Origin of the sequence: Aliiroseovarius sp. (assembly GCF_030148435.1) — a bacterium.
Taxonomy (GTDB): Bacteria; Pseudomonadota; Alphaproteobacteria; order Rhodobacterales; family Rhodobacteraceae; genus JASBTN01.
The window spans coordinates 1-21,180 of sequence record NZ_JASBTN010000056.1 but is presented as its reverse complement, the minus strand read 5'-3'; the positions used below and the strand labels follow the sequence as shown (position 1 = coordinate 21,180).

The window sequence follows — 21,180 nt, the reverse complement described above, 5'->3', positions numbered from 1 at the left end:
GGGGGCAAGGCGGGGTGTCTATTTGACCGCCACCTTCTCCCTGTCGGGCTCCGCGTCAGCCGTTTGCCTGACCATTCGCGTTGCGCGCTCTTTGCTTGGCCTCGAACTGATCCCAAACGTGAATCCGGCCTTTTTGTCGGGCATCCGCCAGCCACATCTTCTTGCGCGCTTCAGTGACTTCGAGGTGGCTGTATTTGCCACCGGAGAACTTGGGCCAGTCGATGGCCAACCCCGCCTTGACCATTTCGGCGGACAGATCACGACCATCTTCCAGATAACACCTGGCAACGGTGCGGCCATGGTCATCCCTGTCGGTGATTTCGGCGCGCACGTTTTGTCCTTTGCACAGGGCGACCAACTCCCATTTCGCCTTTTTGCCGAAAGGGTGGTTCATTTCCGGTGCGTCGATACCGAACAGCCGAATTTGGGTTTTCCGGATTTTGATCGTGTCGCCATCCACGACATATGCACGCCCGATCAGATGGGGTTTCGTGAGCGTGGGATTGGAGCTTGCGGCATCAAAAGGTTGCGGCTGTCGATGAGGCGGCCCGGTCGGGGTGGGGCGACGAGCTGGGCGCTGTGGCGGCTTCTGAAGCTTGATCCCCTTGCGGAGGACCAAGGCAACAATCAGAACGCCAACCAGTAACTCAACAACCATCTACTCAGGTTCCGTCGCGCCCCGTTGTGCCCGCCTCAGCTCTCGCTAAGCGCCACTTTCATGTCCTTGACTTCGTAGATCACCTCGCCGTCCGCCTCGACGATGCCGTCGGCGACGCCCATGGTCAGGCGGCGGGTCTGGATCGCCTTGGTGAAGTCGATCTTGTAGGTCAGCATCTTGCGGTCGGGGCGCACCATGCCCTTCAGTTTCACTTCGCCGACACCCAGCGCATAGCCGCGCCCCTGCCAGCCGCGCCAGCCCAGGTTGAAGCCGGTCAGTTGCCACAGCCCATCCAGACCCAGGCAGCCGGGCATGATCGGGTTGCCGGGAAAGTGGCAGTCGAAGAACCACAGATCGGGGGTAATGTCGAATTCGGCCAGCACATGGCCCTTGCCGTGGGCACCGCCGTCGGCCGAAATGTCGGTGATGCGGTCCATCATCAGCATCGGCGGTTCCGGCAGCTGAGCATTGCCGGGCCCGAACAGTTCGCCACGTGCGCATTTCAGAAGATCGTCCCGGTCGAAGCTCGTCGGATAGTCCGCCATATTGGTACTGCCCCATATCTTGTGTTGTGTCCCTTGCCTCCCCTCTATCACCGGCGGGAATGCGGGTGCAAGGGGCGCGGGGCCAAGCAGGCAAGGGGGCGGCACGGGGCGGGGCGGGCCAATGTGGCGCGCCTCTCTTGCCTGATCGGGGCGAAATGCCCTATATAATGCGTCAGGCTAGCGAACGGGATTCATTATGATCAGCGATGCGATGACAATTGGGGCGGAATGGCTGTCGGGTGCGGGACTGCGGCCGACCCGTCAACGTCTTGCGCTGGCCGCGCTGCTGGTGGGGGATGGCAAGCACCGCCATGTCACCGCCGAAAGCCTCTATGACGCCACCCGCGACGTCGGCGAAAAGGTCTCGCTGGCCACGGTCTACAACACGTTGCGCTCGTTTTCGGACGCGGGGCTTCTGCGCGAGATCACGGTAAACGGCGCCAAGAGCTATTTCGACACCAACGTGACCAACCACCCGCATTTCTTCTGGGAAGACACCGAGGAACTGATGGACGCCCCGGCAGAGGATCTGAAGATCGCCGCCCTGCCCGAGGCGCCGGAAGGGGCTGAGGTGTCGAAGGTCGACGTGGTGATCCGGCTGCGCCGGGTCTGAGGTCCGAACAGTCCGGTTTGACGCGCCCGTGGGAGACCGCGGGCGTTTTTTGTTTGGGCCGGGCGCGTCGCCGCTATTTGTGTTGCGAGTTCGGAAGGCTGCTTATCCCCGGTGTGCGCCGTCGGCGAGGGATTTCACGAAAGCCAGCACCTCTGCCACCGGTTTGCCCGCCGCGATCTGGCTGACGATGGCCGAGCCCACCACGGTCCCATCTGCGACTCCGGCGATTGCCTCGGCCTTTTCGGGCGTGTTCACGCCGAAGCCCACGATGACGGGAATGTCGGTGGCCGCCTTGATGCGGGCGACTTCCGGGGCCACGTCGGCGGCGGAGGCCTCGGCCGCGCCGGTGATGCCCGTGATCGAGACGTAATAGACAAAACCCGAGGTGTTTTGCAGCACCTTGGGCAGGCGCTTGTCATCCGTCGTGGGCGTGGCCAGGCGAATGAAGTTCAGCCCGGCGGCCTGCGCGGGGATGCAGAGCTCTTCATCCTCCTCCGGCGGAAGGTCCACCACGATCAGCCCGTCGATACCGGCGGCCTTCGCGTCCTCCAGGAACCTGTCCACGCCGCGATTGTAGATCGGGTTGTAATAGCCCATCAGCACGATCGGTGTCGCATCGTCGAACTTGCGGAACTCGGTGGCCATATCCAGCGTTTTCTGCAGGGTCATGCCACCTTCCAGCGCGCGCTGACCGGCCAGCTGAATGGTCGGCCCGTCCGCCATCGGGTCGGTAAAGGGAATACCCAGTTCGATGATGTCCACGCCGGCGCCCGGCAGGCCCTTCATCACCTCCAGCGAGGTCGCCTCGTCCGTGTCGCCGGCCATGATATAGGCCACGAAGGCCTTCTTGCCGTCGGCTTTCAGAGCGGCGAACTTGTCGTCAATGCGGGTGGTCGGGCGGGTCATCGGGGCGTCCTTCTGAGTGTATCCGCCCCGATGTGCCCAAAGCGGGCGGGAAAATCAATCCCGGTTACGCGGTGGCCGGGTCGCTCATGTAGTCTTCGCCATAGACATTCACCATCCAGGGTACGCCGAAACGGTCGCGGCAGATGCCGAAACCGGGGGACCAGAAGGTTTCGGCGAAGGGCATGATGACCTCGCCACCCTCGCTGAGCCCGGCAAAGACCCGCGCGGCCTCGTCGAAATCTGTCCAGCCGGTTTGGATATGCACAGAGGCGGGCGGTACGAAATCCGGCCCCGCATTGTCCGAGCCCATGATCTTGCGATCGCCGATGCACAGTTCGCCATGCATGACCTTGGTCAGCATCTCGGGCGGCATATTCTCGCTGCCCGGCATCTCGGAAAACCGCTGGAGAACGGTCACTTCGCCGCCCAGCACCTTGGCGTAACGGGCAAAGGCCTCCTCAAGGTTGCCGTCGAAAGTCAGGTAGGGGTTCAAATCCATTGTCGTCACCTCCTTGGGGTCAAGTCACGCGGGCCCGGCATCGGTCATGATCATCCAGCGAATGCCGAACCTGTCGGTCAACATGCCGAACAGCGGCGCGAAGAACATTGGCGAGAGCGCCATGCCGACCTCGCCCCCCTCAGCCAGCGCCGCCCAGACGCGCCAGGTCTCGGCCTCGCCAGGCAGGGACAGGGTAATGCTGCAGCCCTTCATCGGCCCCATCTCGTCGAACGGGTCGTCAGCGCCATAAATCCAGCCTTCGTCAATCGCCAATGCTGCGTGCATGACCGCATCATCCGGTGCGCCCGGCATCCCGGCGCGATCCGCATCGGGCATGTCGGCGAAGGTCATGATCTCGGGCGTGGTGCCGAAGATCCCGCCGTAATACATCATTGCGGCACGACACTGGTCCTTGAAGAAGAGGTAGGCAATCGGTTGCATGGCTTGGTCCTCCCTCGGGAAAGCCTACCACGCTTGCGCAAGTCGCCCCAAACCCATATGCACGGCGCGACCAGAGTTTCAGGAGGCCGTCATGGGTTTCAAAATGGGTATCGTGGGTTTGCCGAATGTGGGCAAATCGACCCTCTTCAACGCGCTGACCAAGACGGCCGCCGCGCAGGCCGCGAACTTTCCCTTCTGCACGATCGAGCCCAACGTGGGCGAGGTCGCGGTGCCGGACGACCGGCTGGACAAGCTGGCGGCCATCGCCAAGTCGAAGGAAATCATCCCGACCCGCATGACCTTCGTCGATATCGCGGGCCTGGTGAAAGGCGCGTCCAAGGGCGAAGGGCTGGGCAACCAGTTCCTGGCCAATATCCGCGAGGTGGACGCCATCGCCCATGTGCTGCGCTGCTTTGAGGACGGTGACGTCACCCATGTCGAAGGCCGCGTGAACCCGGTCGAGGACGCCGAGGTGATCGAGACCGAGCTGATGCTGGCCGACCTCGAGTCGATCGAGAAACGCCGCCAGAACCTGGTGCGCAAGCTCAAGGGCAACGACAAGGAAGCCCAGCAGCAGGACCGCCTGCTGGCCGCCGCGCAGGAGGCTTTGGAAAACGGCCAACCCGCCCGCACCGTCGCGGTGGACGAGGAGGACAGGAAAGCCTGGAAACTGCTCCAGCTTCTGACCACCAAGAAGATACTCTATGTCTGCAACGTGAACGAAGAAGACGCGGCCAAGGGCAACGAATACTCCGCCGCGGTCGAGAAGATGGCGGCCGAACAGGGCGCGGCCTCGGTGGTGATCTCGGCCAAGATCGAGGAAGAGATCAGCCAGCTCGACGCCGATGACATGGAGATGTTCCTGGAGGAACTGGGTCTGGAAGAGGCCGGGCTCGATCGCCTGATCCGCGCGGGTTACGAGCTTCTGCACCTGGAAACCTACTTCACTGTCGGCCCCAAGGAAGCCCGTGCCTGGACCATCCGCGAGGGCACCCGTGCCCCGCAGGCCGCCGGTGTCATCCACGGCGATTTCGAACGCGGCTTCATCCGCGCCGAAACCATCGCCTATGACGACTACATCGCCTGCAATGGTGAAAGTGGTGCCAAGGAAGCAGGCAAGATGCGCGCCGAAGGCAAGAGCTATGAGGTCAAGGACGGGGATGTGCTGCACTTCCTGTTCAACGCCTGACCATGCCTGGGCGTTGACGTCAGACAGCTATTCGCGCCGCGTCCCTTCGACGTTCGCCCGTTTTTTCGTGCCCATATTTCGTCTCCTTTGGTGCAATAATGCTTTCAAAGGAGCGACATCAAACCACGACAGGTTCATGGATGGTTTTTTGAGACCGGCCTTGATGCGGCTCGGACTGCGCGACGAACGTTACCAAATGCCCAAGCCAATCTGCCGCGCGTATCAGCAAGAATGCACCCGGTCGCCGTTTGGAAGGGGCCCGGGTAAAACCAGACTTATTGACGAGAAATTAGCAGAAAAGCGGGCCGGTATGCGCGCTTATGCTCCATAGACACTGTCAAGAAATTGGCGCCCACGGGAGGACTCGAACCCCCAACAGCCCGATTAGAAGTCGGATATTCTATCCAGTTGAATTACGTGGGCGCACTTCTGCTTTGTGTCTTCGAGACGAATGATTGTCAATCAGACACCTACCTGGCAAGCTTACCAGGTATTTTTCATTTAGAATATAATTGCTTGCCTGAAATTGGTAAGTAGTCGGGCCATATTATTGCCCTACCCAGGTAAGCTAAGGGGTCGCTGCATGTGCAGGAAGACCCGCAGAGCGCGGCCCCCTTCAACCGTCAAATTACCCCGGGGTCAGCGGGGTTCAACTGATCGCCCTAGCCACCATCCAGGCCGCTGGCGCGCCGATAATGAATCCGATAAGTGCTGAGATAACAACAGGTTGCGTCGTATCGTAGCCTGTGGTCAGCGCCACGACCATGAGGATACCGGCCAGCGAGGTGCCGATCATTGCATAGAGAATCAGGGCCAAACGGAACATGTGGGCCTCCTTGTCCGAATTGTACGCAGACACATAAATATTACATGTTCCAGATATATCCTTGATCCAAATCAGTCACCGCCCATCATTCGCCGCGAAATGACCAGCGCGACGGGAAAGCCCAGCGCCAATCCGACGGCCGCGAGGCCAAGCAGCGGCCAGAGACCGGTGACGCCACCGACCAGGGCGACGACGACCACCACGCTGGCGAGGGTGGATCCGATGATGCCTTGGAACAGAAGGGCGAGGCGGATCATGGCGGGCTCCGTTCGGTGGGATTGCGGCTTCTTTAACGTCTTTAACGATGCTCGGGGGCGAATTTGCAACTCTTTAAAGGGTCGCAGCCCGTGACTTTAACAATCCCGAAGGCACCGCCATGGCTCTGATCATCCCCACATCCCACCTGCGCGCCCGTCTGACCGAGGCACTGGACACGGCCATCGCCGAACGCGATTTCGTGCTCGTCACCCGCCACGGCAGGAAGGTCGCAGCGATCGTGTCGATGGGGCAGGTCGACCGGATCTGGGAGGACGAAAACCTCGACCTCTTCGGCCCGCTCAACCCCGAGACAGGCCGCCCGATGGGCGCCGCCTGGGTGAAGAAAACGGGGTGGACCCGGGAACGGGAGGCAGCGGGGGGAAAGGTGTCAGGGAAGGCGGCGACGCAAAAGAAGGTGGAAAGGAAGCGCAGGTGGTGGTTCCTCGGACGGAGAGAAAACCCTTAGGCACGCGCCGGTTCCCCCGGGGTCCGGGTGCGGGGACGTTTTCGGCGCGAATTGCGTCCTGCGCCCGGAAAGGGGCCGAAAAACCCGCCACAGCCCCCACCACAATCCGCCCCGTCCGCTCTATTGCCTTGACTTTGGCGGCCAAGGCGGGTGTATCGGCGCGTGACTTCTTTTACCCCCAATCGGGAGCCGACCATGCACGCCTTTCGCAGCCATACCTGCGCCGATCTGAACAAATCCAACGTGGGTGAAACCGTTCGCCTGTCGGGCTGGGTCCACCGTGTCCGCGACCATGGCGGCATCCTGTTCATCGACCTGCGCGACCATTACGGCATTACCCAGGTGCTCTGCGACCCGGACAGCCCGGTTTTTGCCGAGATGGAAAAGGTGCGGTCGGAATGGTGCATTCGCATCGACGGCAACGTGAAGGCGCGCGACCCCGAGCTGGTCAACGACAAGCTGCCCACCGGTGAAGTCGAGGTCTTCGTGCGTGACCTGGAAGTGCTGGGTGCTGCCGACGAACTGCCGCTGATGGTCTTTGGCGACCAGGAATACCCGGAAGAAACCCGCCTGAAATACCGTTTCCTCGACCTGCGTCGCGAGGTCATGCAGGAGAACATGAAGCTGCGCTCGGACGTGGTCATGTCGATGCGCAAACGCATGTGGGATCAGGGTTTTCGCGAATACCAGACGCCGATCATCACCGCCTCCAGCCCTGAAGGTGCGCGTGACTTCCTGGTGCCCTCGCGCCTGCATCCGGGCAAGTTCTACGCCCTGCCCCAGGCGCCGCAGCAGTTCAAGCAGCTGATGATGGTCGCGGGGTTCGACAAGTATTTCCAGATCGCCCCCTGCTTCCGCGACGAAGACCCGCGCGCGGACCGCTCGCCCACCGATTTCTACCAGCTCGACATGGAGATGAGCTTTGTCACCCAGCAGGACGTGTTCGACACGATCCAGCCGGTGCTGCGCGGCGTCTTTGAAGAGTTCGGCGGCGGCCGCAAAGTGGATCAGGACTGGGAGCAGATCTCCTATGCCGACGCGGCGCTGTGGTATGGCACCGACAAGCCGGACCTGCGCAACCCGATCAAGATGCAGGTGGTCAGCGAGCACTTCCGCGGCTCGGGTTTTGCCATTTTCGCCAAGCTGCTGGAGCAGGAGGGCACCGAAGTGCGCGCCATCCCCGCCCCCGGTGGCGGCGGGCGCAAGTTCTGCGACCGGATGAACAAATTCGCCCAGGGCGAAGGCCTGCCGGGCATGGGCTATATCTTCTGGCGCGAAAAGACCGCCGATGCGGTGGCGCAGGAGCTTGGCATCCCGGTCAAGGAAGCCCAGGCCAAGCTGAAATCCGGCGAGGTCGAAGGCGGCATGGAAGCCGCCGGGCCGCTGGCCAAGAACATCGGCCCCGAACGCACCGAGGCGATCCGCCAGCAACTGGGCCTGGGCCTGGGCGACGCGGCCTTCTTCCTGGGCGGCAAGCCCAAGGCGTTCGAAGGCGTTGCCGGCCGTGCCCGGACCGTCATCGGCAACGAGCTGGGCCTGACCGAACAGGACCGTTTCGCCTTTGCCTGGATCGTCGATTTCCCGATCTTCCAGAAGGACGAGGAAACCGGCGAGGTCGATTTCGACCACAACCCGTTCTCGATGCCCAAGGGTGGGATGGATATCCTGGAAAGCGATCCGATGTCGGCCACCGGGTATCAGTACGACCTGGCCTGCAACGGCTATGAGCTGGTCTCCGGCGCGATCCGGAACCACAAGCCGGAGATCATGTTCAAGGCCTTCGAAATCGCGGGTTACGGCGAGGACGAGGTGCGCAAGCGTTTCGGCGGCATGGTCAACGCCTTCCAGTATGGCGCGCCGCCGCACGGGGGCTGCGCCGCCGGTGTCGACCGCATCGTCATGCTGCTGGCCGATCAGGAGAACATTCGCGAAGTCATGATGTTCCCGATGAACCAGCGCGCCGAAGACCTGATGATGGCCGCGCCCTCGGAGCCCGCGAACGAACAGCTGCGCGAACTGCACCTGCGCGTCATTCCTCAGGAATAAAGCGTTTCGAGATCAAGTCGGCTCACGGCTTGATCCCAAGACGCCCACACTAGCAAGAAGATCCGGGCGTTGCGCCCCTGTCGCCGCAGCCGGTTGGCGCGGGACCGGGCCTGCGGCCGGGCGCGGGAATGGGTGGGCCGGTTTCACGGGCGCGGGCAGCAGTGCACCGCCCCTGTCGCTGCGGGGTCGGGATCACGCCGCGCCGGTCGGATAACCCTCCGCGGTGATTGCCGGACCGCTCCTGTCGTCCGCGACGCTCTCACCACGGTCGATGACCGTCAGCGCGACCGCGGTGGTCATCAACAGGGCACCCGTCAAAAGCACCGCCCAATCGATCACCACATTGCCATCCTGATCCGCCAGGAGACGCTTGCGCATGGAGTTCGAAATCATCGGGTTGCTCCTTCTGTTACCGATGCCACAGTGGACAGTGCCAGTCTTGACAGGAATTGGGGCGGAAATACGGAGAGCGATGGGAATTCCGGTGCCGCATCACCCCGGCCAGGCGGGCCGCCCGCCTCCCTTCAGGGTTCAGATCGAGCGGCGACGCTCCAGCCGTTCCTGCACGATGCCTGCGACCCGGGCAATATCCGTGCCGGTGCCCCGCCCCTTGGCGCGGGACCGGGCAAGGCGTATCGCGGCGGCCTCCAACCTGTCGTCATGGGCACACATGGCCACGCCGGACAGGAACTGCGCGATATAGTCCAGGGTGTGTCCGTCGGGGGCTTCGCGGATCACCTCGGCTATGTGGCTCAGGTCGTCCTGATAGGCGAACATATCCGGGTGCACGACCTCACGTGGCAGTTTGCGCGGACCGGTCGGCCCTTCGCCCGGCGGCAGGTGCATCAGCACGGCCTGTTGAAATTGCGCCAGACTTTCCAGGGGCTTGGGCAGGAAGCCGTCGGCCCCCGCGTCCATCGCCAGCGCCTCGCCGTCCATGTCACCGCTGATCCCCAAGAGCACCGGCACGCGGGGCTGGGCGCCGGACAGTTCATGGATCAGATCGGCGCCGGACCCGTCCGGCAGACCCATGTCCACAATGACGATCGACGGGCGGTAGACCGCCAGGTGGCGGTGTGCGGCGAGCAGGCTGTCAGCCCGTCGAATGCGCGCCCCGGAGCGCAGGCACAGAAGGCGAATCGCCTCGCTTGCAAACCGGCTGTCTTCGACCACCAGCACGGTCATGCCCTGAAGCGGCCGGTCGGCGGTACGCGGGCGGTTCAGGACATAGCGTTCAAGATCATCGCTCATGTCGTGTCTCCTTTCTGTCAAAGGAGTGAACATGCATTTACCTAATACCGCGTTAACATCGCCCACCGCCCCTTCAACGCACCGTCACGGCTTGCCCGGGGGGCCGCCACGCGGCATAAGCGGGCCAACCGAAGGAAGAGGAGACAGAGATGATCGGACGTCTGAACCACGTGGCCATTGCCGTGCCGGACCTGGAAGCCGCGTCGGCCCAATATGCCAATACCCTGGGGGCCGAGGTCGGCGCACCGCAGGACGAGCCCGATCACGGCGTCACGGTCGTCTTTATCACCCTGCCCAACACCAAGATCGAGCTGCTCTACCCGCTGGGTGAGAACTCGCCGATTGCCGGCTTTCTGGACAAGAACCCCTCGGGCGGGATTCACCACATCTGCTACGAGGTCGAGGACATCCTGGCCGCACGTGACAAGCTGAAGGCGGAAGGCGCCCGCGTGCTGGGCACCGGCGAGCCCAAGATCGGCGCCCATGGCAAGCCGGTGCTGTTCCTGCACCCGAAGGACTTCAACGGCACCCTGGTCGAGCTGGAACAGGTCTGATCCGATGTCAATCACAGCCGCGATGGTTCTCTATGCCGTAATCTGGTTCATGACCATGTTCGTGACCCTGCCGGTGCGCCTGCGCACCCAGGGCGACGAGGGCGAGGTGGTGCCGGGAACCCATGCCGGCGCCCCGGCCAATTTCAGGGTGAAGCGCACGATGCTGATCGTCACCGGGATCACGACGGTCCTGTGGGTGATCATCGCGGGCATCATCCTGTCGGGCTGGATCACGGTCGAGGATCTGGACTGGTTCGACCGCTACGAAGCCCCGGCGGAGCCGCTGTAAGGCGGCGACCGGGGGGGCGGACAGGGCGACAGGCCCGGCAGGTTGGCCCTTTTGTCCTGCCGGTCGGAGGTGCCGCGCTTTGGGCGCGGCGTCGCGGCGCTCCAGGGGCTTTGCCCCTCGGCCGTGCGGCCTCACCCCAGGATATTTTCGGGAAAGGTGAAAGGGGTGGCCACACCCAAAGCGTCAACGGTGCGCGGGCGCGCCCTGTCTGTTTTCGCCATTCAGACGGTGGAACAGGTGGGTAAAGGTGGCCGCTCCGATGACCGGGACCAGCAGGTTCACGAGCGGCACGGACAGGGGCACGGCCATCAGCGTGCCGGCGATCCAGATCTGGCCCGAATGGCGCGCCCGCAACCGGTTGGCGCCTTCGCGCCCGAGGCGGCGGATGGCGGCCATCTGGAAGTATTCGCGGCCCAGCAGGTAGCCATTGACCACCCAGAACAGAACCGGCGCCAGGGGGCCGACGAAGAAGAAAAGCACCAGGGCCACGAGGTTCACCCCGACCACAACGCCGAAAAAGCCGATGCTGTCGCGGATCGTCTCGCTCAGGGGGACCGACCCGATGGGCGCAAGGTGGGGGTAGTGCATGTCCTCGACCGCGGCGGCGACGTCATCGAGGAAGATGCCGGTAAAGGCGGCGGCCACGGGGACCATCAGCACCACGGAGAGGACCAGCATCAGGACGACCATCAGCCAGCTGGCCACGGTATCGATCCCGCCGACCTCGCCGACCCAGGGGAGTGCGAACGTGTCGGGCACCAGCCAGCCCGCAAGCCAGAACAGGGCCACGGTCACGGCGGCCAGAAGCCCCAGGGTCAGGCCCAGGCCCGTGAGCAGCACCCGGCGGAAACGCGGGTCGCCCATCTGGCCCAGCGCGGTGAAGAAATCGCCCAGCATCAGTCGGAAACCCAGCTGACCTTCGCCGCCAGGTCCGGGCGCGGGCGTTCGGGCGGGGCGACGGTTTCAGTGCCGATATGGATGAACCCCGCGATGCTTTCATGGTCGGCGAGATCCAGCGCTTCGGTGACGAAGCTCCGGTCGTGGCTGGGCCAGCCCGACAGCCAGTTCGCCCCCCAGCCGGCCGCCAGTGCGGCGTTCAGAAGGGCAAGGCAGGCCGCCCCGGCGGAATAGACCTGTTCGATCCGGGGCACTTTCGCGCTGTCGACCGGGGCGGAGATCACAGCAACGGCAAGGTCCGCATCGGCAAATTGCGCATGCGCCTTGGCGAGTTTGTCTTCGGGAATGCCCAGCGCCTCGGCGCGCGGCCCGACCAGGGCAGCCATCCTGGTCAGCGCGGCTTTCTCCAGCACGATGAAGCGCCAGGGCTCCAGCTTGCCGTGATCCGGCGTGCGCGCGGCAGCTTCGAGGAGCGGCATCAGCTGATCGCGCGTCGGCGCGGGGGCGGTCAGGGTCTTGGCAGGGCGCGAGCGGCGGGTCAGCAGGAAATCGAGCGCGGCTTGATTGGGTGCGGGCATTTGGTCCTCCGAAAGTCCGCTCACATGTCGGACCTGCGGCCGCCTGCGTCAACCGGGGAGGCCGAAAAACTCCACCAGCTCGCCGAGATAGCCGGAATACACAGCCAGCATGCGCGCCGAGGGCTGACGGGCGGCAAAGGTCGCGGCCAGCGGATCGGGGGCGGTGATGGCCGATCCCGCCATTTCCTCAAGCACCGCATGGCCGCAGAAGGGCACGCAGAGCTCGCTGTAGCCGCCCTCGTGGGCCATCATCACCCGGCCGCCGCAGACCTCGGCGGCAAGGTCAAGCACCATGCGGGTCATCTGGCGGAAGGTGGCGGCGGTGGCCAGCATGCGCGAGAGCGGGTCCAGCGCCACCGCGTCATAGCCACAGGCCACCACGATCACCTCGGGCTCAAACCCGCGCACGGCGGGGAGAACCAGCCGCTCCATCGCTTCGATATAGGTCGCATGGCCCGCGCCGGGGGGCAGCGGGATGTTCATGTTGGCTCCCTCGCCCGCGCCCTCGCCGCGCATTTCGGCATCACCCGTGTCGAGCGGGTAGTTGCGGTCCTGGTGCAGCGAGATGGTCAGCACGTCGGGGTCGGAGACAAAGACGGCCTCGGTGCCGTTGCCGTGGTGCACGTCCCAGTCGATGACGGCGACACGGTGCACCAGGCCCTCGGCCCGGGCAGCGCGGATGGCGATGGCGAGGTTGGCAAGCAGGCAGAAGCCGTTCGGAAAGTCGGGCAGGCAATGGTGGCCGGGCGGGCGTGACAGGGCGTAGGCGTTGCTCAGCTCGCCGCGCAGCACGCCGTCCAACGCGGCCACCGACAGCCCGGCAGAGAGAGCGGCGATTTCATAGCCGCCCTGGCCGAAGGGGGTGCGCAGGCCCAGTTCGCCGCCGCCATTGTCGGAGGCGGACTTGAAGTCGCTGAGGTAGGTCGCCGGATGCACCAGCGCGAGGGTTTCCAGCCGGGCGGCGGGGGCCGAGCGCAGGGCGAGTTCGGCCGACAGGCCGGTCACGTCGATGAGGTTCTTCAACCGCCGCTTGGTCTCGGGGTTTTCCGGCAGACCGCCCGCCGCCAGCGGCTGCACCAGACCGCCCACCGGCACGGTCCCCGCGTAGTTGCCGCCGGAATGCCAGAAGCATTTCTCGTCCCAGAAGAACCCTGTGGTCATATGCGCCTCCCTTCTGGCAGGCAGAGTGTCGCGCTGCCCTTGCCCTGTAAAGCGCAATTGCCCAGGGTGGCGGCCATGAAGAAAGGATCGCTGTCCCATCTGGCCCGCCCGGGCGCCGAGATCGCCCTGCGCGTCACCCCGAAAGCCGCGCGCAACCTGGTCGAGGAAACGCCCGCGGGGCTGCGCGTGCTGACCACCTCCGTGCCCGAGGGCGGCAAGGCCAACCAGGCGGTGACAAAACTGCTGGCCCAGGCGCTGGGGGTGGCGAAATCACGGTTGGTGCTGGTGCGGGGGGCGAGCAGCCGGGACAAGGTGTTCCGGCTGGATTGAAAGGCCCGGGCCATGCGCGACCGCCCATCGGCCGGCGGCGAGAAGCTCCGCAAACGGCCCGTTGGTTTTCCGCCTGCGGGTTCAGCCGTCCTGCCCTTCTTCGCCGATCTCGCCGGGCCGGGCGCGCTGATAGATGCCCTCGGGCAGGTCCAGGGCGACGGCAAGATCCTTGAGTTGGCTGATCGACAGGGTGATCTTGTGCACGCGATCCTCCTGCGGCTCCCATTGTTCAATAGTCACGCAGTCGTCGAAAGCGTTGATTACCACGTCTTCGCGCAGGTAGGCGCGGCGCTCGTCGACGAGGGTGATCACTGTGGCGTCAAAGTCGTGTTCTATGGTAAACATATCGCCAGCCTAGCGCGCAGCCCGGACTCTGGAAACCCCGCGGCTTCGCGCCTATGGTCGGGTCATCGTCAACCGGAGGCTTCATGCACCGCTTTGCTGTCATCCTGTTCGGCCTGATCCTGGCCGCCTGTACCCCCGAAGACCCCGGCGGCCAGCTGGCGCCGACAGAAACCCGGTTCAGCCCGGACGTGGCCATGCGCCTGTTCCCGAATGACCGGGGCATCGCCCGGTACGCCGACATTGTCGCACGCATGGAGCCGGTGATCGAACGCGAATGCCGCGCCCGCGCCCCGCGCAGCAAGTGCGACTACCGGATCTCGGTCGAAACCCATCCCGACGCACCCTCGAACGCCTTTCAGGGCGAGAACCGGCGCGGCCAGCCGACCATCTCCTTTACCCGAAAGCTGCTGGCCGAATTGCGCAACGACCACGAGATCGCCTTTATCCTGGCCCACGAGGCGGCCCATCACATCCGCGGCCACCTGCCGGTCAAGGTCGAGGCCATGCGCATCGGTTGGCTGGCCGGCGAAGTGGCCGCAACCGTGGCCGGGGCAAGCGAGGAGCAACGGCGTCAGGCGGCCACCCTGGGTGGGATGATCGCGATCAGCGGGTTCTCGAAGGAGTTCGAGCTGGAGGCGGATGCCCTGGGCGCGGTGATCACGGAAATCTCCGGCTATGATGCCTTGACGGGCGCGCAGTATTTCCGCCGGATGCGCGATCCGGGGCACAGATACCTTGGCACCCATCCGCCCAATGCACAGCGCCTTCAGACCGTGCGGCGCACGGTGGCGGGCATGTAGCGAGGCACCGCCAACCGGGCCGCAACTTGATCGGGATCAAGGCAAACCCGCTCGATTCGCCGTTTTCTTGGGAAAGCCAGAGGGGACAGCCGCCATGCCAATGAATTTCGGATACGACCATCACGCCAATCTTGTCGACCGCATGGCCGAAACCCTTGGCCTGGACCTGCGTCGCGAGGTGGAGAGGGCGCAGATCACCTATCAGCAGGTCGAAGGCGCGGTGACACGCTGCATGGACTGCCCCGACCCCGAGGGGTGCGAGCTGTGGATGGAAGGCCGCGCGAATGGCGCCACCCATGCGCCGGGCATCTGCCGCAACAAGGCGCTCTTGGAAAACCTGCGCGAATATGGATAAGTCCTCCGAACCGGAGGGCCAATGCAGCAGTTCGAAAACTTCCTGACCGACCGCGGGTCGAAATACGCGGTGTCCGGCGGGCCGGTCTCTTCGCGCGCCGAGATCAAGACCTTCCTGAAACAGCTCTGCCGCGACAAGCGCTATGCCAAGGCGACCCACAACACCTGGGCCGCGATCCTGCCCGATGACGGACCCGCGAAGGGCGATGATGGCGAGGCCGGCGCGGGTATGGTGATCCTGCGCATGCTGGAACGCGAAGGGCTGACCGGCCATGTGGTCGTCGTCAGCCGATGGTTCGGCGGCACCAAGCTGGGCGGGGACCGGTTTCGGCGCGTACAGGACGCGGTGGATCACTACATGGCGAATGCGGAGGGGCTGGATGGGGCTGCGTGACACCTTCCACCGCGAGTGGACCCGGTTCAAATGGCGCGCGATCTGGTCCTGGCGCGGCTGGCTGGACTGCTGGCGCAACGAGAAGTCGCTGATGCAGTGGGTCTGGGCCAACATCGCGTCGGCCGCGCTGGCAATGGTGCTGGACCTGACCGGCGGGGAACGCGCCCTGATCCTGGCGCTTGGTATCCTGATCCTGGCGGCCGAGCTGATGAACACGGCGGTGGAACGCACGGTAGATTATATCTCGACCGAAGAACACGATCTGGCCCGGCGGGCCAAGGACCTGGCCTCGGGCGCGGTGGCGATCACCGCGATCGCGGCGGGCGTGGCTTGGGTGGCGATCCTGATCGGGTAGAGGCCCCGGCGCCTCTCAGGTTTTCCGGGCCGGCCGGTCCCGTCAGGTTCCGTTGGCCTCTTCTTCCAGATGCAGCTTCATGTCCAGCAACACATGCTGCAACGCCAGGGTTTCACGCAGCAGGCGCTTGGCCTCGTTGATTGTGATCACCCCGTCCTCGATCGACTGCTGGTATTCGCCCATCAGCATCGCGAACCGCTGCGAAAGCGCGATCACGTCGGCGTTCACCCCGCCCTCGGGCGCATTTCGCTTTTCGCTGTCATAGGAGATCGTGATGCCGCGCAGCTCGGCCAGGGCCGAGGTCACATGCGGATAGCGCGCGACCTCTTCCAGCGCCGCCACCGCATTGACCGGCATGAAGCGATCGCCATGTTCCTCGGCTTCCGAATAATACCGGCCCAGGGTGGCCTTGGACTTGCCCGTCAGCGTGCAGGCGGCCTCAAGCCCGACATCCTTGACCAACGCTTCCGTATGTTTCTTCAGGTAACTCCCGACACTTGTCATTACTGTCCCCATTGTCCCCACAAGCCCCCTCAAATCGCCTTGAGGGGAATTCCACACCCCTTTTCCCATTAATCTCCTTGCAAGGGAATGGCTTTATGCAAGTGTCCCGGGCCACCGGGAAAAATGTCACGAATGACCGACGCCGCTGCGTCGGTTGTGGTGGGGGCCCGCAGTGCGTTTTGGCTGCGGGGCATGTCCGGGCAACCGACATGTGCAGGTGGATCGCCGCGTAAACGGTGTGAGGTCAGTTCCATCCCCAGGGCGCCTGGCGCCCACGGCCTCGAATTGCTTTCAGCCGCTCCCCTCCCCCCACCATCCCGTTGCATCGGCGCAGGAAATCCTGCCGGACCGCAACCGCCGCAACGTTCCACGAACCTGCGACCGGTTTGCCCGTTGCCCCGATCGCGCGCCCGCGCTAACTGAGGGCCATGGCCAAGCTCTACTTTCACTACTCGACCATGAACGCGGGGAAATCGACCCTGCTCCTGCAGGCGTCCTACAATTACCGCGAACGCGGCATGGATACCTACCTGATCACTGCCAAGCTGGACGATCGCGTCGGCAAAGGCCGGATCGGCAGTCGCATCGGCATCGGCGCGGAGGCCGATACGTTCCGGGCGGGGGATGACCTTTTCGCGCGGCTGGAAGCGCGCCTTGCCGAAGGGCCGTTGGCCTGTGTCTTCATCGACGAGGCGCAGTTCCTGACACCCGACCAGGTCTGGCAACTGGCCCGGGCGGTGGATGACCTGAGCGTGCCGGTCATGTGCTACGGGCTCAGGGTGGATTTCCAGGGCAAGCTGTTTCCGGGTTCCGCCACGCTCCTGGCGCTGGCCGACGAGATGCGCGAGGCGCGCACGATCTGCCATTGCGGGAAGAAGGCGACGATGGTGGCGCGCCAGGATGACCAGGGCCGCGTGCTGGTGGATGGCGCGCAGGTGCAGATCGGAGGCAACGAGAGCTATGTATCGCTCTGCCGCAGACATTGGCGCGAAGCGGTGGGAGACCTGCCCGCAAATTGAGCGCCTTCGGCGCACTTGTTCTCTCGGTGTCGGCTGCGCCGCCCCCTCGGATGGCCTCCGGCGGGGATATTTCCGGAAAGATGAAAAGAGTGTGGCCATTCATCTTTCCCGAAATATCCCGGGGGAGGCGCGCAAGCGCCGTGGGGGCAGCGCCCCCTATCACCGAAGAGGAGGCCGCCAGGCCGACGACGAGACATCAGGCGCGCCGCAGGCGCACCATTGGGTCACACCGGCGTCACCAGACGGCCGTCTCGGGCAAAGGTTTCCAGGTTCTCGACCGCCAGCATGCCCATCTCCGTGCGCGCCTGAAGCGTGGCGGTTCCGAGATGCGGCAGCAGGACCACATTCTCCATCGCCAGAAGCGCCTCCGGCACCTGCGGTTCGAACTCGTAGACGTCAAGCCCGGCACCGGCTAGTTCACCCGCCCCAAGCGCGGCGATCAGCGCGGCTTCGTCGACCACTTCGCCACGGGCGATATTGATGAAGAGCGCGTGTCTCTGCATGGCCCGGAAGGCCTCCGCCCCGATCAGGTGTGTTGTTTCCACCCCGCCCGGAGTGGCCACCACGACGATGTCGGCCACCGCGCAAAGCTCCTCGATCGATCCCAGTTGGCGCGCGGGCAGGTCCAGGTCTTTCGGCGACCGGTTGCAGAACACCACCTCCATGCCGAAACCGTAGTGGCAGCGATGGGCGATGGCCTGGCCGATCCGCCCCATGCCAATCACACCCAGGGTCTTGCCGGTGACATGCAGGCCGAGCATCTGTGTCGGGTGCCAGCCCTCCCACTTGCCGGCGCGCACCAGCCGTTCGCCTTCGCCGGCCCGCCGCGCGGTCATCAGGATCAGCGTCATCGCGGTATCCGCCGTGGCGTCGGTCACGGCGCCGGGGGTATTCGACACGGCAATGCCGTGGGCCTTTGCCGCGGCCACGTCGATGTGATTGTAGCCGACACCGAAGTTTGCCAGCACCCCGGCGCGCATGTCGCCCGCCTCGGCAAAGATCTCGGCGCTGAAATTGTCGCGCAGGGTCGGCAGCACGGCGTCATAATCGCGCAGGGCGGCGAGCATCTCGTCACGGCCCAGTGGCGTGGTTGCTTCGCGCAGGGTCACGTCGAAAGACGCACGGGCCCGGGCGAGCACGGCCTCGGGCAGCGGGCGGGAAATGAACAGCCGCATCAGCACATGCGCGCGCCGTCGGGCGCGTCCTTGTCCGGGCAGATCAGCACAACATTGTCCTCTAGGTCGTGCAGACCCAGGATCAGCACCTCGGACCGCATCGGACCGATCTGGCGCGGCGGAAAGTTCACCACGCCCAGTACCGATTTCCCGACCAGCTCTTGCGGGTCGTAATGCGCGGTGATCTGGGCCGAGCTTTTCTTCTCGCCGATCTCCGGTCCAAAATCGACCCAGAGCTTGATCGCCGGCTTGCGGGCCTCGGGGAAGGGTTCGGCGCGGGTCACGGTGCCCTTGCGGATATCGACCTTCAGGAAGTCATCGAAACTGATCTCGCTCATTTCGCAAGCTCCTTCGAGCGGTCGGCGGCGGCTTTCACTGCGCGCCGCAGGAGCGGCGGGAAGCCGGTTTCCTGATCCATCAGCACTTCGAGCGCGGCGGCGGTGGTGCCGCCGGGCGAGGTTACATTGACACGCAGCTGGCCCGCGTCCTCTCCGGCATTCTCGGCCAGGTGCCCGGCCCCGGCCACGGTGGCGCGGGCCAGTTGCACGGCAAGCGCCCGGGGCAGGCCCTCGGCCTCGCCGGCCGCCGCCAGGGTCTCGATCAGGTGGAACACATAGGCCGGGCCCGAGCCCGACACGGCAGTGACGGCATCCATCTGGTGTTCACCATCAAGCCGGACCACCTGCCCCACGGCGGACAGAAGCGCCTCGGCCAGGTCCAGGTGCGCCGCTGTCGCCTGCCCGTTGCCGGTGATCGCGGTGATCCCGCGCGCAACGGCGGCGGGCGTGTTGGGCATGGCGCGGATGATTGGGGTCTGATCGCCCAGCATCTTTTCGAAGGCGGAAACCGGTGTCCCTGCAGCGATGGAGACGAACAGGGTGGACCCATTGCCCAGCGCGGCCAGCACCGGCAGCGCGTCGCCCATCATCTGCGGTTTCACCGCGATCAGCACGATGGCCGGTTCTGTGGGCAGGTCGACGTTCAGGTTCAGCCCGTCGAGGCCTTGCAACCATTCGGACGGGTATGGATCCAGCACCCAGACCGAACTGGCCGCAAGCCCCTGCCCCAACCAGCCTTCCAGCATCGCCGAACCCATCTTGCCACAGCCCAGAAGCACCAGCCCGCGCGCCTTCAGATCTTCCATGTCCATGGAACCCTCCCTGTCGTCCTTGGCGCGACGTTAATCGCGGGGCGGCAGGGGGGCAATGGGCTAATCGGACAGGGGCGGACAACAAGGACCCTGCCGCGAGGCAGGGCCAGTCAGGGAGTGATGGCCGTCTTGTACGGCCGGATGTATCGGAACCGGTCAGGCCCGGCCGTAGGCCTCGTCGATGGCCACCTGCAGGGCGTCCTCGACCTCTCGGTCGGCCCAGCAGACCAGCTGGAAGGCCGGGTAGAAGCGTTCGGACGCCCCCACCGCCGAGCTGATCAGCCTGTCGATCTGCTCGGGCCCTGCGAACTGCCCGCCGGTCAGGACCAGCCCATAGCGATAGACCATCAGACGCTGCTCGTGCCAATAGGTGAAGGCGCCCGCCCAGATCTTGTCGTTGGTCGCGTTCAACGCCTCGTACAACTTCGGGAGCTTCTCTTCCGGCGGCTCCATTTCGAAGGTGCAGATCAGCCGCAGGGTCTCGTCATAGGGCGACCAGGCGAGGGTGATGGAATAGGTGCGCCACTGGCCCTCGACGGCCATGGCGATCTGGTCGTCCGCGACGCGGTCGAATTCCCAGGCGTGATGCTCGGCGATGTGTTCGACGATGTCGATCGGGTGAAGGTCATCGCTTTCGATATACTGCTCGGCTGCGGACATGTGGCGGTCCTTTCTGCTTTTCCAAGCCGCTCGGGGGGCAGATCCCAAGGTCTTGGTGCCTGTACTAGGTGCGGCGTTCTATGCGCCTAACCCCTACGACATATGGTGGGGCAAAGGTGATTCGCTGTAAAGGGAAACTTTGTTAACACCGCAAGTTGTCCACAGGAAATCCACAGTACTCCACAGGATTTCGACAGCGCTCCACAGGGTGCGCGAGTTATCAACAGGGGGAGGATTGCGGAGGAACGGCATGGCTCTGACCCCGGACGGGAGCAGAGTTGATCCAGCGCGCGGACAGCCAACCGCGCAGCAAAGGATCACGCCTCGCGCAGCACACCGGCGGCGGGGATTTTGCGCCCTTCGAACACCACGTCCCCGGGTGTGTGGTTGAACCAGAAACGTTCGGTCCCGGTATCGCGCAGGCGCAGGCCATCGGGCAGGTCCAGGGTCGCGATCCCGACCTCGGCGCAGGTCTTGCGCAACAGGCGCAACAGGGCGTCCTGGTCCAGCCATCCGCCCAGGTAGGACACCCGCCCCGCCCGCATCACAAGCGGCGCGCCGTCCGCGAGGCGCAGGGTGACGTCGGCGGTGCCTTCCAGTTCCTCGCGATAAAGCTGCACCGCCCCGCCGCCCTCCACGTCCAGCGGCATGTCCGGGCGCAGGCTTTCCACCCGCGAGACGGTTACATCCAGCCCGGGAATGGACGGCGCCAGAGGTACGGGCATCTGCATCTCAGCCGTGCGCGCTGCGGCACGTGGCCCCAGAACAACCCTTCCATCACAATTGGTTAGAGCGGATTTCAATTCGTCGGACACATGCATCAGACCCGGTGCCAAAACCAGCTTGTAGCCGGTGAAATCACGCGTTGAGGGCGGCAGGATGTCCAGTGACAGGCCCAGCTTGCGGCAGGCGCAGTA

The 21,180-nt window shown here is 64.5% G+C and carries 31 protein-coding genes and 1 tRNA gene; 12 read left to right on the top strand and 20 right to left on the bottom strand.

The features are described 5' to 3' along the window. Positions 1-55: 55 nt before the first annotated feature. On the bottom strand, positions 56-658 hold the full coding sequence (locus Q1V43_RS10350) for a thermonuclease family protein (protein ID WP_300517415.1): 603 nt from the start codon (positions 656-658) through the stop codon (positions 56-58). A 35-nt stretch (positions 659-693) separates the two neighbouring features. Then, a complete protein-coding gene (gene fabA, locus Q1V43_RS10345) occupies positions 694-1,203 on the bottom strand; it encodes a bifunctional 3-hydroxydecanoyl-ACP dehydratase/trans-2-decenoyl-ACP isomerase (protein ID WP_300517412.1) in 510 nt (169 codons plus the stop codon). Positions 1,204-1,399: 196 nt separating this feature from the next. Between fabA and irr the strand changes: the two genes are divergently transcribed. Next, complete coding sequence (gene irr / locus Q1V43_RS10340) at positions 1,400-1,816, top strand: Fur family transcriptional regulator Irr (RefSeq protein ID WP_300517410.1); 417 nt, start codon at positions 1,400-1,402, stop codon at positions 1,814-1,816. A gap of 102 nt (positions 1,817-1,918) precedes the next feature. Here irr and trpA read toward each other — a convergent pair whose 3' ends face one another. From trpA to Q1V43_RS10325, 3 genes are all read right to left on the bottom strand, one after another. Next, positions 1,919-2,722 (bottom strand): tryptophan synthase subunit alpha, encoded by an 804-nt coding sequence (trpA, locus tag Q1V43_RS10335; RefSeq protein ID WP_300517407.1) that lies wholly within the window; start codon positions 2,720-2,722, stop codon positions 1,919-1,921. 64 nt (positions 2,723-2,786) lie between these two features. Continuing rightward, positions 2,787-3,221 (bottom strand): VOC family protein, encoded by a 435-nt coding sequence (locus tag Q1V43_RS10330; protein WP_300517403.1) that lies wholly within the window; start codon positions 3,219-3,221, stop codon positions 2,787-2,789. Between the two features lie 24 nt (positions 3,222-3,245). Beyond that, positions 3,246-3,662, bottom strand: a complete 417-nt coding sequence (locus tag Q1V43_RS10325; protein ID WP_300517400.1) for a VOC family protein — start codon at positions 3,660-3,662, stop codon at positions 3,246-3,248. A gap of 91 nt (positions 3,663-3,753) precedes the next feature. On the opposite strand from Q1V43_RS10325, the gene ychF reads away from it, so the two are divergent. After that, positions 3,754-4,851, top strand: a complete 1,098-nt coding sequence (gene ychF / locus Q1V43_RS10320) for a redox-regulated ATPase YchF (protein WP_300517397.1) — start codon at positions 3,754-3,756, stop codon at positions 4,849-4,851. A gap of 346 nt (positions 4,852-5,197) precedes the next feature. Here the strand turns inward: ychF and Q1V43_RS10315 are convergent. The 3 genes from Q1V43_RS10315 to Q1V43_RS10305 all read right to left on the bottom strand — a co-directional run bounded on the left by Q1V43_RS10315 (position 5,198) and on the right by Q1V43_RS10305 (position 5,934). Further along, positions 5,198-5,274: transfer RNA gene (locus Q1V43_RS10315), tRNA-Arg, on the bottom strand. A 226-nt stretch (positions 5,275-5,500) separates the two neighbouring features. Next, the gene (locus Q1V43_RS10310; RefSeq protein WP_300517394.1) at positions 5,501-5,677 is read right to left on the bottom strand and encodes a CTP synthetase; all 177 of its coding nucleotides are present in this window, start codon (positions 5,675-5,677) and stop codon (positions 5,501-5,503) included. Positions 5,678-5,748: 71 nt separating this feature from the next. Next, positions 5,749-5,934: a CTP synthetase gene (locus Q1V43_RS10305; protein WP_300517391.1), complete on the bottom strand. Its 186-nt coding sequence runs from the start codon at positions 5,932-5,934 to the stop codon at positions 5,749-5,751. A 119-nt stretch (positions 5,935-6,053) separates the two neighbouring features. Between Q1V43_RS10305 and Q1V43_RS10300 the strand changes: the two genes are divergently transcribed. After that, the gene (locus Q1V43_RS10300; RefSeq protein WP_300517388.1) at positions 6,054-6,401 is read left to right on the top strand and encodes a type II toxin-antitoxin system Phd/YefM family antitoxin; all 348 of its coding nucleotides are present in this window, start codon (positions 6,054-6,056) and stop codon (positions 6,399-6,401) included. A gap of 195 nt (positions 6,402-6,596) precedes the next feature. Continuing rightward, positions 6,597-8,447 carry an aspartate--tRNA ligase gene (gene aspS, locus Q1V43_RS10295; RefSeq protein WP_300517385.1) on the top strand — a complete coding sequence of 617 codons (1,851 nt, stop codon included), beginning with the start codon at positions 6,597-6,599 and terminating at the stop codon, positions 8,445-8,447. 192 nt (positions 8,448-8,639) lie between these two features. On the opposite strand, the gene Q1V43_RS10290 is transcribed toward aspS, so the two are convergent. Together Q1V43_RS10290 and Q1V43_RS10285 are read right to left on the bottom strand one after the other, a co-directional pair. Next, positions 8,640-8,840, bottom strand: coding sequence for a hypothetical protein (locus tag Q1V43_RS10290; RefSeq protein ID WP_300517382.1), 201 nt, complete (start codon positions 8,838-8,840; stop codon positions 8,640-8,642). A 138-nt stretch (positions 8,841-8,978) separates the two neighbouring features. Then, a complete protein-coding gene (locus tag Q1V43_RS10285; protein WP_300517379.1) occupies positions 8,979-9,698 on the bottom strand; it encodes a response regulator in 720 nt (239 codons plus the stop codon). A 149-nt stretch (positions 9,699-9,847) separates the two neighbouring features. Here Q1V43_RS10285 and mce point away from each other — a divergent pair, with 149 nt between their 5' ends. Both mce and Q1V43_RS10275 read left to right on the top strand, forming a co-directional pair. Further along, complete coding sequence (gene mce, locus Q1V43_RS10280; RefSeq protein ID WP_300517376.1) at positions 9,848-10,252, top strand: methylmalonyl-CoA epimerase; 405 nt, start codon at positions 9,848-9,850, stop codon at positions 10,250-10,252. A gap of 4 nt (positions 10,253-10,256) precedes the next feature. Next, positions 10,257-10,541, top strand: a complete 285-nt coding sequence (locus Q1V43_RS10275) for a DUF1467 family protein (RefSeq protein ID WP_300517373.1) — start codon at positions 10,257-10,259, stop codon at positions 10,539-10,541. Between the two features lie 183 nt (positions 10,542-10,724). Here Q1V43_RS10275 and Q1V43_RS10270 read toward each other — a convergent pair whose 3' ends face one another. Genes Q1V43_RS10270 through Q1V43_RS10260 form a run of 3 tightly spaced genes read right to left on the bottom strand, consistent with a single transcriptional unit; the run spans position 10,725 to position 13,177 of the window. Next, the gene (locus Q1V43_RS10270) at positions 10,725-11,438 is read right to left on the bottom strand and encodes an EI24 domain-containing protein (protein ID WP_300517370.1); all 714 of its coding nucleotides are present in this window, start codon (positions 11,436-11,438) and stop codon (positions 10,725-10,727) included. Beyond that, positions 11,438-12,016 (bottom strand): nitroreductase family protein, encoded by a 579-nt coding sequence (locus Q1V43_RS10265; RefSeq protein ID WP_300517367.1) that lies wholly within the window; start codon positions 12,014-12,016, stop codon positions 11,438-11,440. Before Q1V43_RS10265 ends, Q1V43_RS10270 begins: the two co-directional genes overlap by 1 nt. A gap of 48 nt (positions 12,017-12,064) precedes the next feature. Further along, positions 12,065-13,177: a class II histone deacetylase gene (locus Q1V43_RS10260; protein ID WP_300517365.1), complete on the bottom strand. Its 1,113-nt coding sequence runs from the start codon at positions 13,175-13,177 to the stop codon at positions 12,065-12,067. 75 nt (positions 13,178-13,252) lie between these two features. Here Q1V43_RS10260 and Q1V43_RS10255 point away from each other — a divergent pair, with 75 nt between their 5' ends. Further along, positions 13,253-13,507 (top strand): DUF167 domain-containing protein, encoded by a 255-nt coding sequence (locus Q1V43_RS10255; RefSeq protein WP_300517363.1) that lies wholly within the window; start codon positions 13,253-13,255, stop codon positions 13,505-13,507. Between the two features lie 81 nt (positions 13,508-13,588). On the opposite strand, the gene Q1V43_RS10250 is transcribed toward Q1V43_RS10255, so the two are convergent. Beyond that, positions 13,589-13,852 carry a hypothetical protein gene (locus Q1V43_RS10250; RefSeq protein ID WP_300517361.1) on the bottom strand — a complete coding sequence of 88 codons (264 nt, stop codon included), beginning with the start codon at positions 13,850-13,852 and terminating at the stop codon, positions 13,589-13,591. Between the two features lie 83 nt (positions 13,853-13,935). On the opposite strand from Q1V43_RS10250, the gene Q1V43_RS10245 reads away from it, so the two are divergent. The 4 genes from Q1V43_RS10245 (at position 13,936) to Q1V43_RS10230 (ending at position 15,755) form a co-directional block, all read left to right on the top strand. Then, the gene (locus Q1V43_RS10245; RefSeq protein ID WP_300517358.1) at positions 13,936-14,652 is read left to right on the top strand and encodes a M48 family metalloprotease; all 717 of its coding nucleotides are present in this window, start codon (positions 13,936-13,938) and stop codon (positions 14,650-14,652) included. A gap of 94 nt (positions 14,653-14,746) precedes the next feature. Then, positions 14,747-15,007 (top strand): DUF6455 family protein, encoded by a 261-nt coding sequence (locus tag Q1V43_RS10240; RefSeq protein WP_300517355.1) that lies wholly within the window; start codon positions 14,747-14,749, stop codon positions 15,005-15,007. A 21-nt stretch (positions 15,008-15,028) separates the two neighbouring features. Then, a complete protein-coding gene (locus Q1V43_RS10235; RefSeq protein WP_300517353.1) occupies positions 15,029-15,400 on the top strand; it encodes a YigZ family protein in 372 nt (123 codons plus the stop codon). Beyond that, on the top strand, positions 15,387-15,755 hold the full coding sequence (locus Q1V43_RS10230) for a diacylglycerol kinase (protein ID WP_300517350.1): 369 nt from the start codon (positions 15,387-15,389) through the stop codon (positions 15,753-15,755). Before Q1V43_RS10235 ends, Q1V43_RS10230 begins: the two co-directional genes overlap by 14 nt. Positions 15,756-15,797: 42 nt before the next feature. On the opposite strand, the gene Q1V43_RS10225 is transcribed toward Q1V43_RS10230, so the two are convergent. Beyond that, on the bottom strand, positions 15,798-16,259 hold the full coding sequence (locus tag Q1V43_RS10225) for a hypothetical protein (RefSeq protein WP_300517347.1): 462 nt from the start codon (positions 16,257-16,259) through the stop codon (positions 15,798-15,800). A 428-nt stretch (positions 16,260-16,687) separates the two neighbouring features. Between Q1V43_RS10225 and Q1V43_RS10220 the strand changes: the two genes are divergently transcribed. Next, positions 16,688-17,278 carry a thymidine kinase gene (locus Q1V43_RS10220; RefSeq protein WP_300517344.1) on the top strand — a complete coding sequence of 197 codons (591 nt, stop codon included), beginning with the start codon at positions 16,688-16,690 and terminating at the stop codon, positions 17,276-17,278. A 224-nt stretch (positions 17,279-17,502) separates the two neighbouring features. Here Q1V43_RS10220 and Q1V43_RS10215 read toward each other — a convergent pair whose 3' ends face one another. From Q1V43_RS10215 to Q1V43_RS10195, 5 genes are all read right to left on the bottom strand, one after another. Further along, positions 17,503-18,453 carry a D-glycerate dehydrogenase gene (locus Q1V43_RS10215; RefSeq protein ID WP_300517342.1) on the bottom strand — a complete coding sequence of 317 codons (951 nt, stop codon included), beginning with the start codon at positions 18,451-18,453 and terminating at the stop codon, positions 17,503-17,505. Beyond that, complete coding sequence (locus Q1V43_RS10210) at positions 18,453-18,791, bottom strand: tRNA-binding protein (protein ID WP_300517339.1); 339 nt, start codon at positions 18,789-18,791, stop codon at positions 18,453-18,455. Before Q1V43_RS10210 ends, Q1V43_RS10215 begins: the two co-directional genes overlap by 1 nt. Continuing rightward, positions 18,788-19,603, bottom strand: coding sequence for a pyrroline-5-carboxylate reductase (gene proC, locus Q1V43_RS10205; RefSeq protein ID WP_300517336.1), 816 nt, complete (start codon positions 19,601-19,603; stop codon positions 18,788-18,790). The genes Q1V43_RS10210 and proC overlap by 4 nt, the downstream gene beginning before the upstream one ends. Positions 19,604-19,759: 156 nt before the next feature. Beyond that, entirely contained in the window at positions 19,760-20,263 is a 504-nt protein-coding gene (locus tag Q1V43_RS10200; RefSeq protein WP_300517333.1) for a YbjN domain-containing protein, read from the bottom strand. Between the two features lie 317 nt (positions 20,264-20,580). Further along, positions 20,581-21,180, bottom strand: a 600-nt coding sequence (locus Q1V43_RS10195; protein WP_300517330.1) for a beta-galactosidase trimerization domain-containing protein, incomplete at its 5' end; no start/stop codon positions are given.

Bases quoted from the DNA above. Each gene is read 5' to 3' on its own strand.
- Q1V43_RS10350 (WP_300517415.1), bottom strand. From the start codon at position 658: ATGGTTGTTGAGTTACTGGTTGGCGTTCTGATTGTTGCCTTGGTCCTC.
- fabA (WP_300517412.1), bottom strand. From the start codon at position 1,203: ATGGCGGACTATCCGACGAGCTTCGACCGGGACGATCTTCTGAAATGC.
- irr (WP_300517410.1), top strand. From the start codon at position 1,400: ATGATCAGCGATGCGATGACAATTGGGGCGGAATGGCTGTCGGGTGCG.
- trpA (WP_300517407.1), bottom strand. From the start codon at position 2,722: ATGACCCGCCCGACCACCCGCATTGACGACAAGTTCGCCGCTCTGAAA.
- Q1V43_RS10330 (WP_300517403.1), bottom strand. From the start codon at position 3,221: ATGGATTTGAACCCCTACCTGACTTTCGACGGCAACCTTGAGGAGGCC.
- Q1V43_RS10325 (WP_300517400.1), bottom strand. From the start codon at position 3,662: ATGCAACCGATTGCCTACCTCTTCTTCAAGGACCAGTGTCGTGCCGCA.
- ychF (WP_300517397.1), top strand. From the start codon at position 3,754: ATGGGTTTCAAAATGGGTATCGTGGGTTTGCCGAATGTGGGCAAATCG.
- Q1V43_RS10310 (WP_300517394.1), bottom strand. From the start codon at position 5,677: ATGTTCCGTTTGGCCCTGATTCTCTATGCAATGATCGGCACCTCGCTG.
- Q1V43_RS10305 (WP_300517391.1), bottom strand. From the start codon at position 5,934: ATGATCCGCCTCGCCCTTCTGTTCCAAGGCATCATCGGATCCACCCTC.
- Q1V43_RS10300 (WP_300517388.1), top strand. From the start codon at position 6,054: ATGGCTCTGATCATCCCCACATCCCACCTGCGCGCCCGTCTGACCGAG.
- aspS (WP_300517385.1), top strand. From the start codon at position 6,597: ATGCACGCCTTTCGCAGCCATACCTGCGCCGATCTGAACAAATCCAAC.
- Q1V43_RS10290 (WP_300517382.1), bottom strand. From the start codon at position 8,840: ATGATTTCGAACTCCATGCGCAAGCGTCTCCTGGCGGATCAGGATGGC.
- Q1V43_RS10285 (WP_300517379.1), bottom strand. From the start codon at position 9,698: ATGAGCGATGATCTTGAACGCTATGTCCTGAACCGCCCGCGTACCGCC.
- mce (WP_300517376.1), top strand. From the start codon at position 9,848: ATGATCGGACGTCTGAACCACGTGGCCATTGCCGTGCCGGACCTGGAA.
- Q1V43_RS10275 (WP_300517373.1), top strand. From the start codon at position 10,257: ATGTCAATCACAGCCGCGATGGTTCTCTATGCCGTAATCTGGTTCATG.
- Q1V43_RS10270 (WP_300517370.1), bottom strand. From the start codon at position 11,438: ATGCTGGGCGATTTCTTCACCGCGCTGGGCCAGATGGGCGACCCGCGT.
- Q1V43_RS10265 (WP_300517367.1), bottom strand. From the start codon at position 12,016: ATGCCCGCACCCAATCAAGCCGCGCTCGATTTCCTGCTGACCCGCCGC.
- Q1V43_RS10260 (WP_300517365.1), bottom strand. From the start codon at position 13,177: ATGACCACAGGGTTCTTCTGGGACGAGAAATGCTTCTGGCATTCCGGC.
- Q1V43_RS10255 (WP_300517363.1), top strand. From the start codon at position 13,253: ATGAAGAAAGGATCGCTGTCCCATCTGGCCCGCCCGGGCGCCGAGATC.
- Q1V43_RS10250 (WP_300517361.1), bottom strand. From the start codon at position 13,852: ATGTTTACCATAGAACACGACTTTGACGCCACAGTGATCACCCTCGTC.
- Q1V43_RS10245 (WP_300517358.1), top strand. From the start codon at position 13,936: ATGCACCGCTTTGCTGTCATCCTGTTCGGCCTGATCCTGGCCGCCTGT.
- Q1V43_RS10240 (WP_300517355.1), top strand. From the start codon at position 14,747: ATGCCAATGAATTTCGGATACGACCATCACGCCAATCTTGTCGACCGC.
- Q1V43_RS10235 (WP_300517353.1), top strand. From the start codon at position 15,029: ATGCAGCAGTTCGAAAACTTCCTGACCGACCGCGGGTCGAAATACGCG.
- Q1V43_RS10230 (WP_300517350.1), top strand. From the start codon at position 15,387: ATGGGGCTGCGTGACACCTTCCACCGCGAGTGGACCCGGTTCAAATGG.
- Q1V43_RS10225 (WP_300517347.1), bottom strand. From the start codon at position 16,259: ATGACAAGTGTCGGGAGTTACCTGAAGAAACATACGGAAGCGTTGGTC.
- Q1V43_RS10220 (WP_300517344.1), top strand. From the start codon at position 16,688: ATGGCCAAGCTCTACTTTCACTACTCGACCATGAACGCGGGGAAATCG.
- Q1V43_RS10215 (WP_300517342.1), bottom strand. From the start codon at position 18,453: ATGCGGCTGTTCATTTCCCGCCCGCTGCCCGAGGCCGTGCTCGCCCGG.
- Q1V43_RS10210 (WP_300517339.1), bottom strand. From the start codon at position 18,791: ATGAGCGAGATCAGTTTCGATGACTTCCTGAAGGTCGATATCCGCAAG.
- proC (WP_300517336.1), bottom strand. From the start codon at position 19,603: ATGGACATGGAAGATCTGAAGGCGCGCGGGCTGGTGCTTCTGGGCTGT.
- Q1V43_RS10200 (WP_300517333.1), bottom strand. From the start codon at position 20,263: ATGTCCGCAGCCGAGCAGTATATCGAAAGCGATGACCTTCACCCGATC.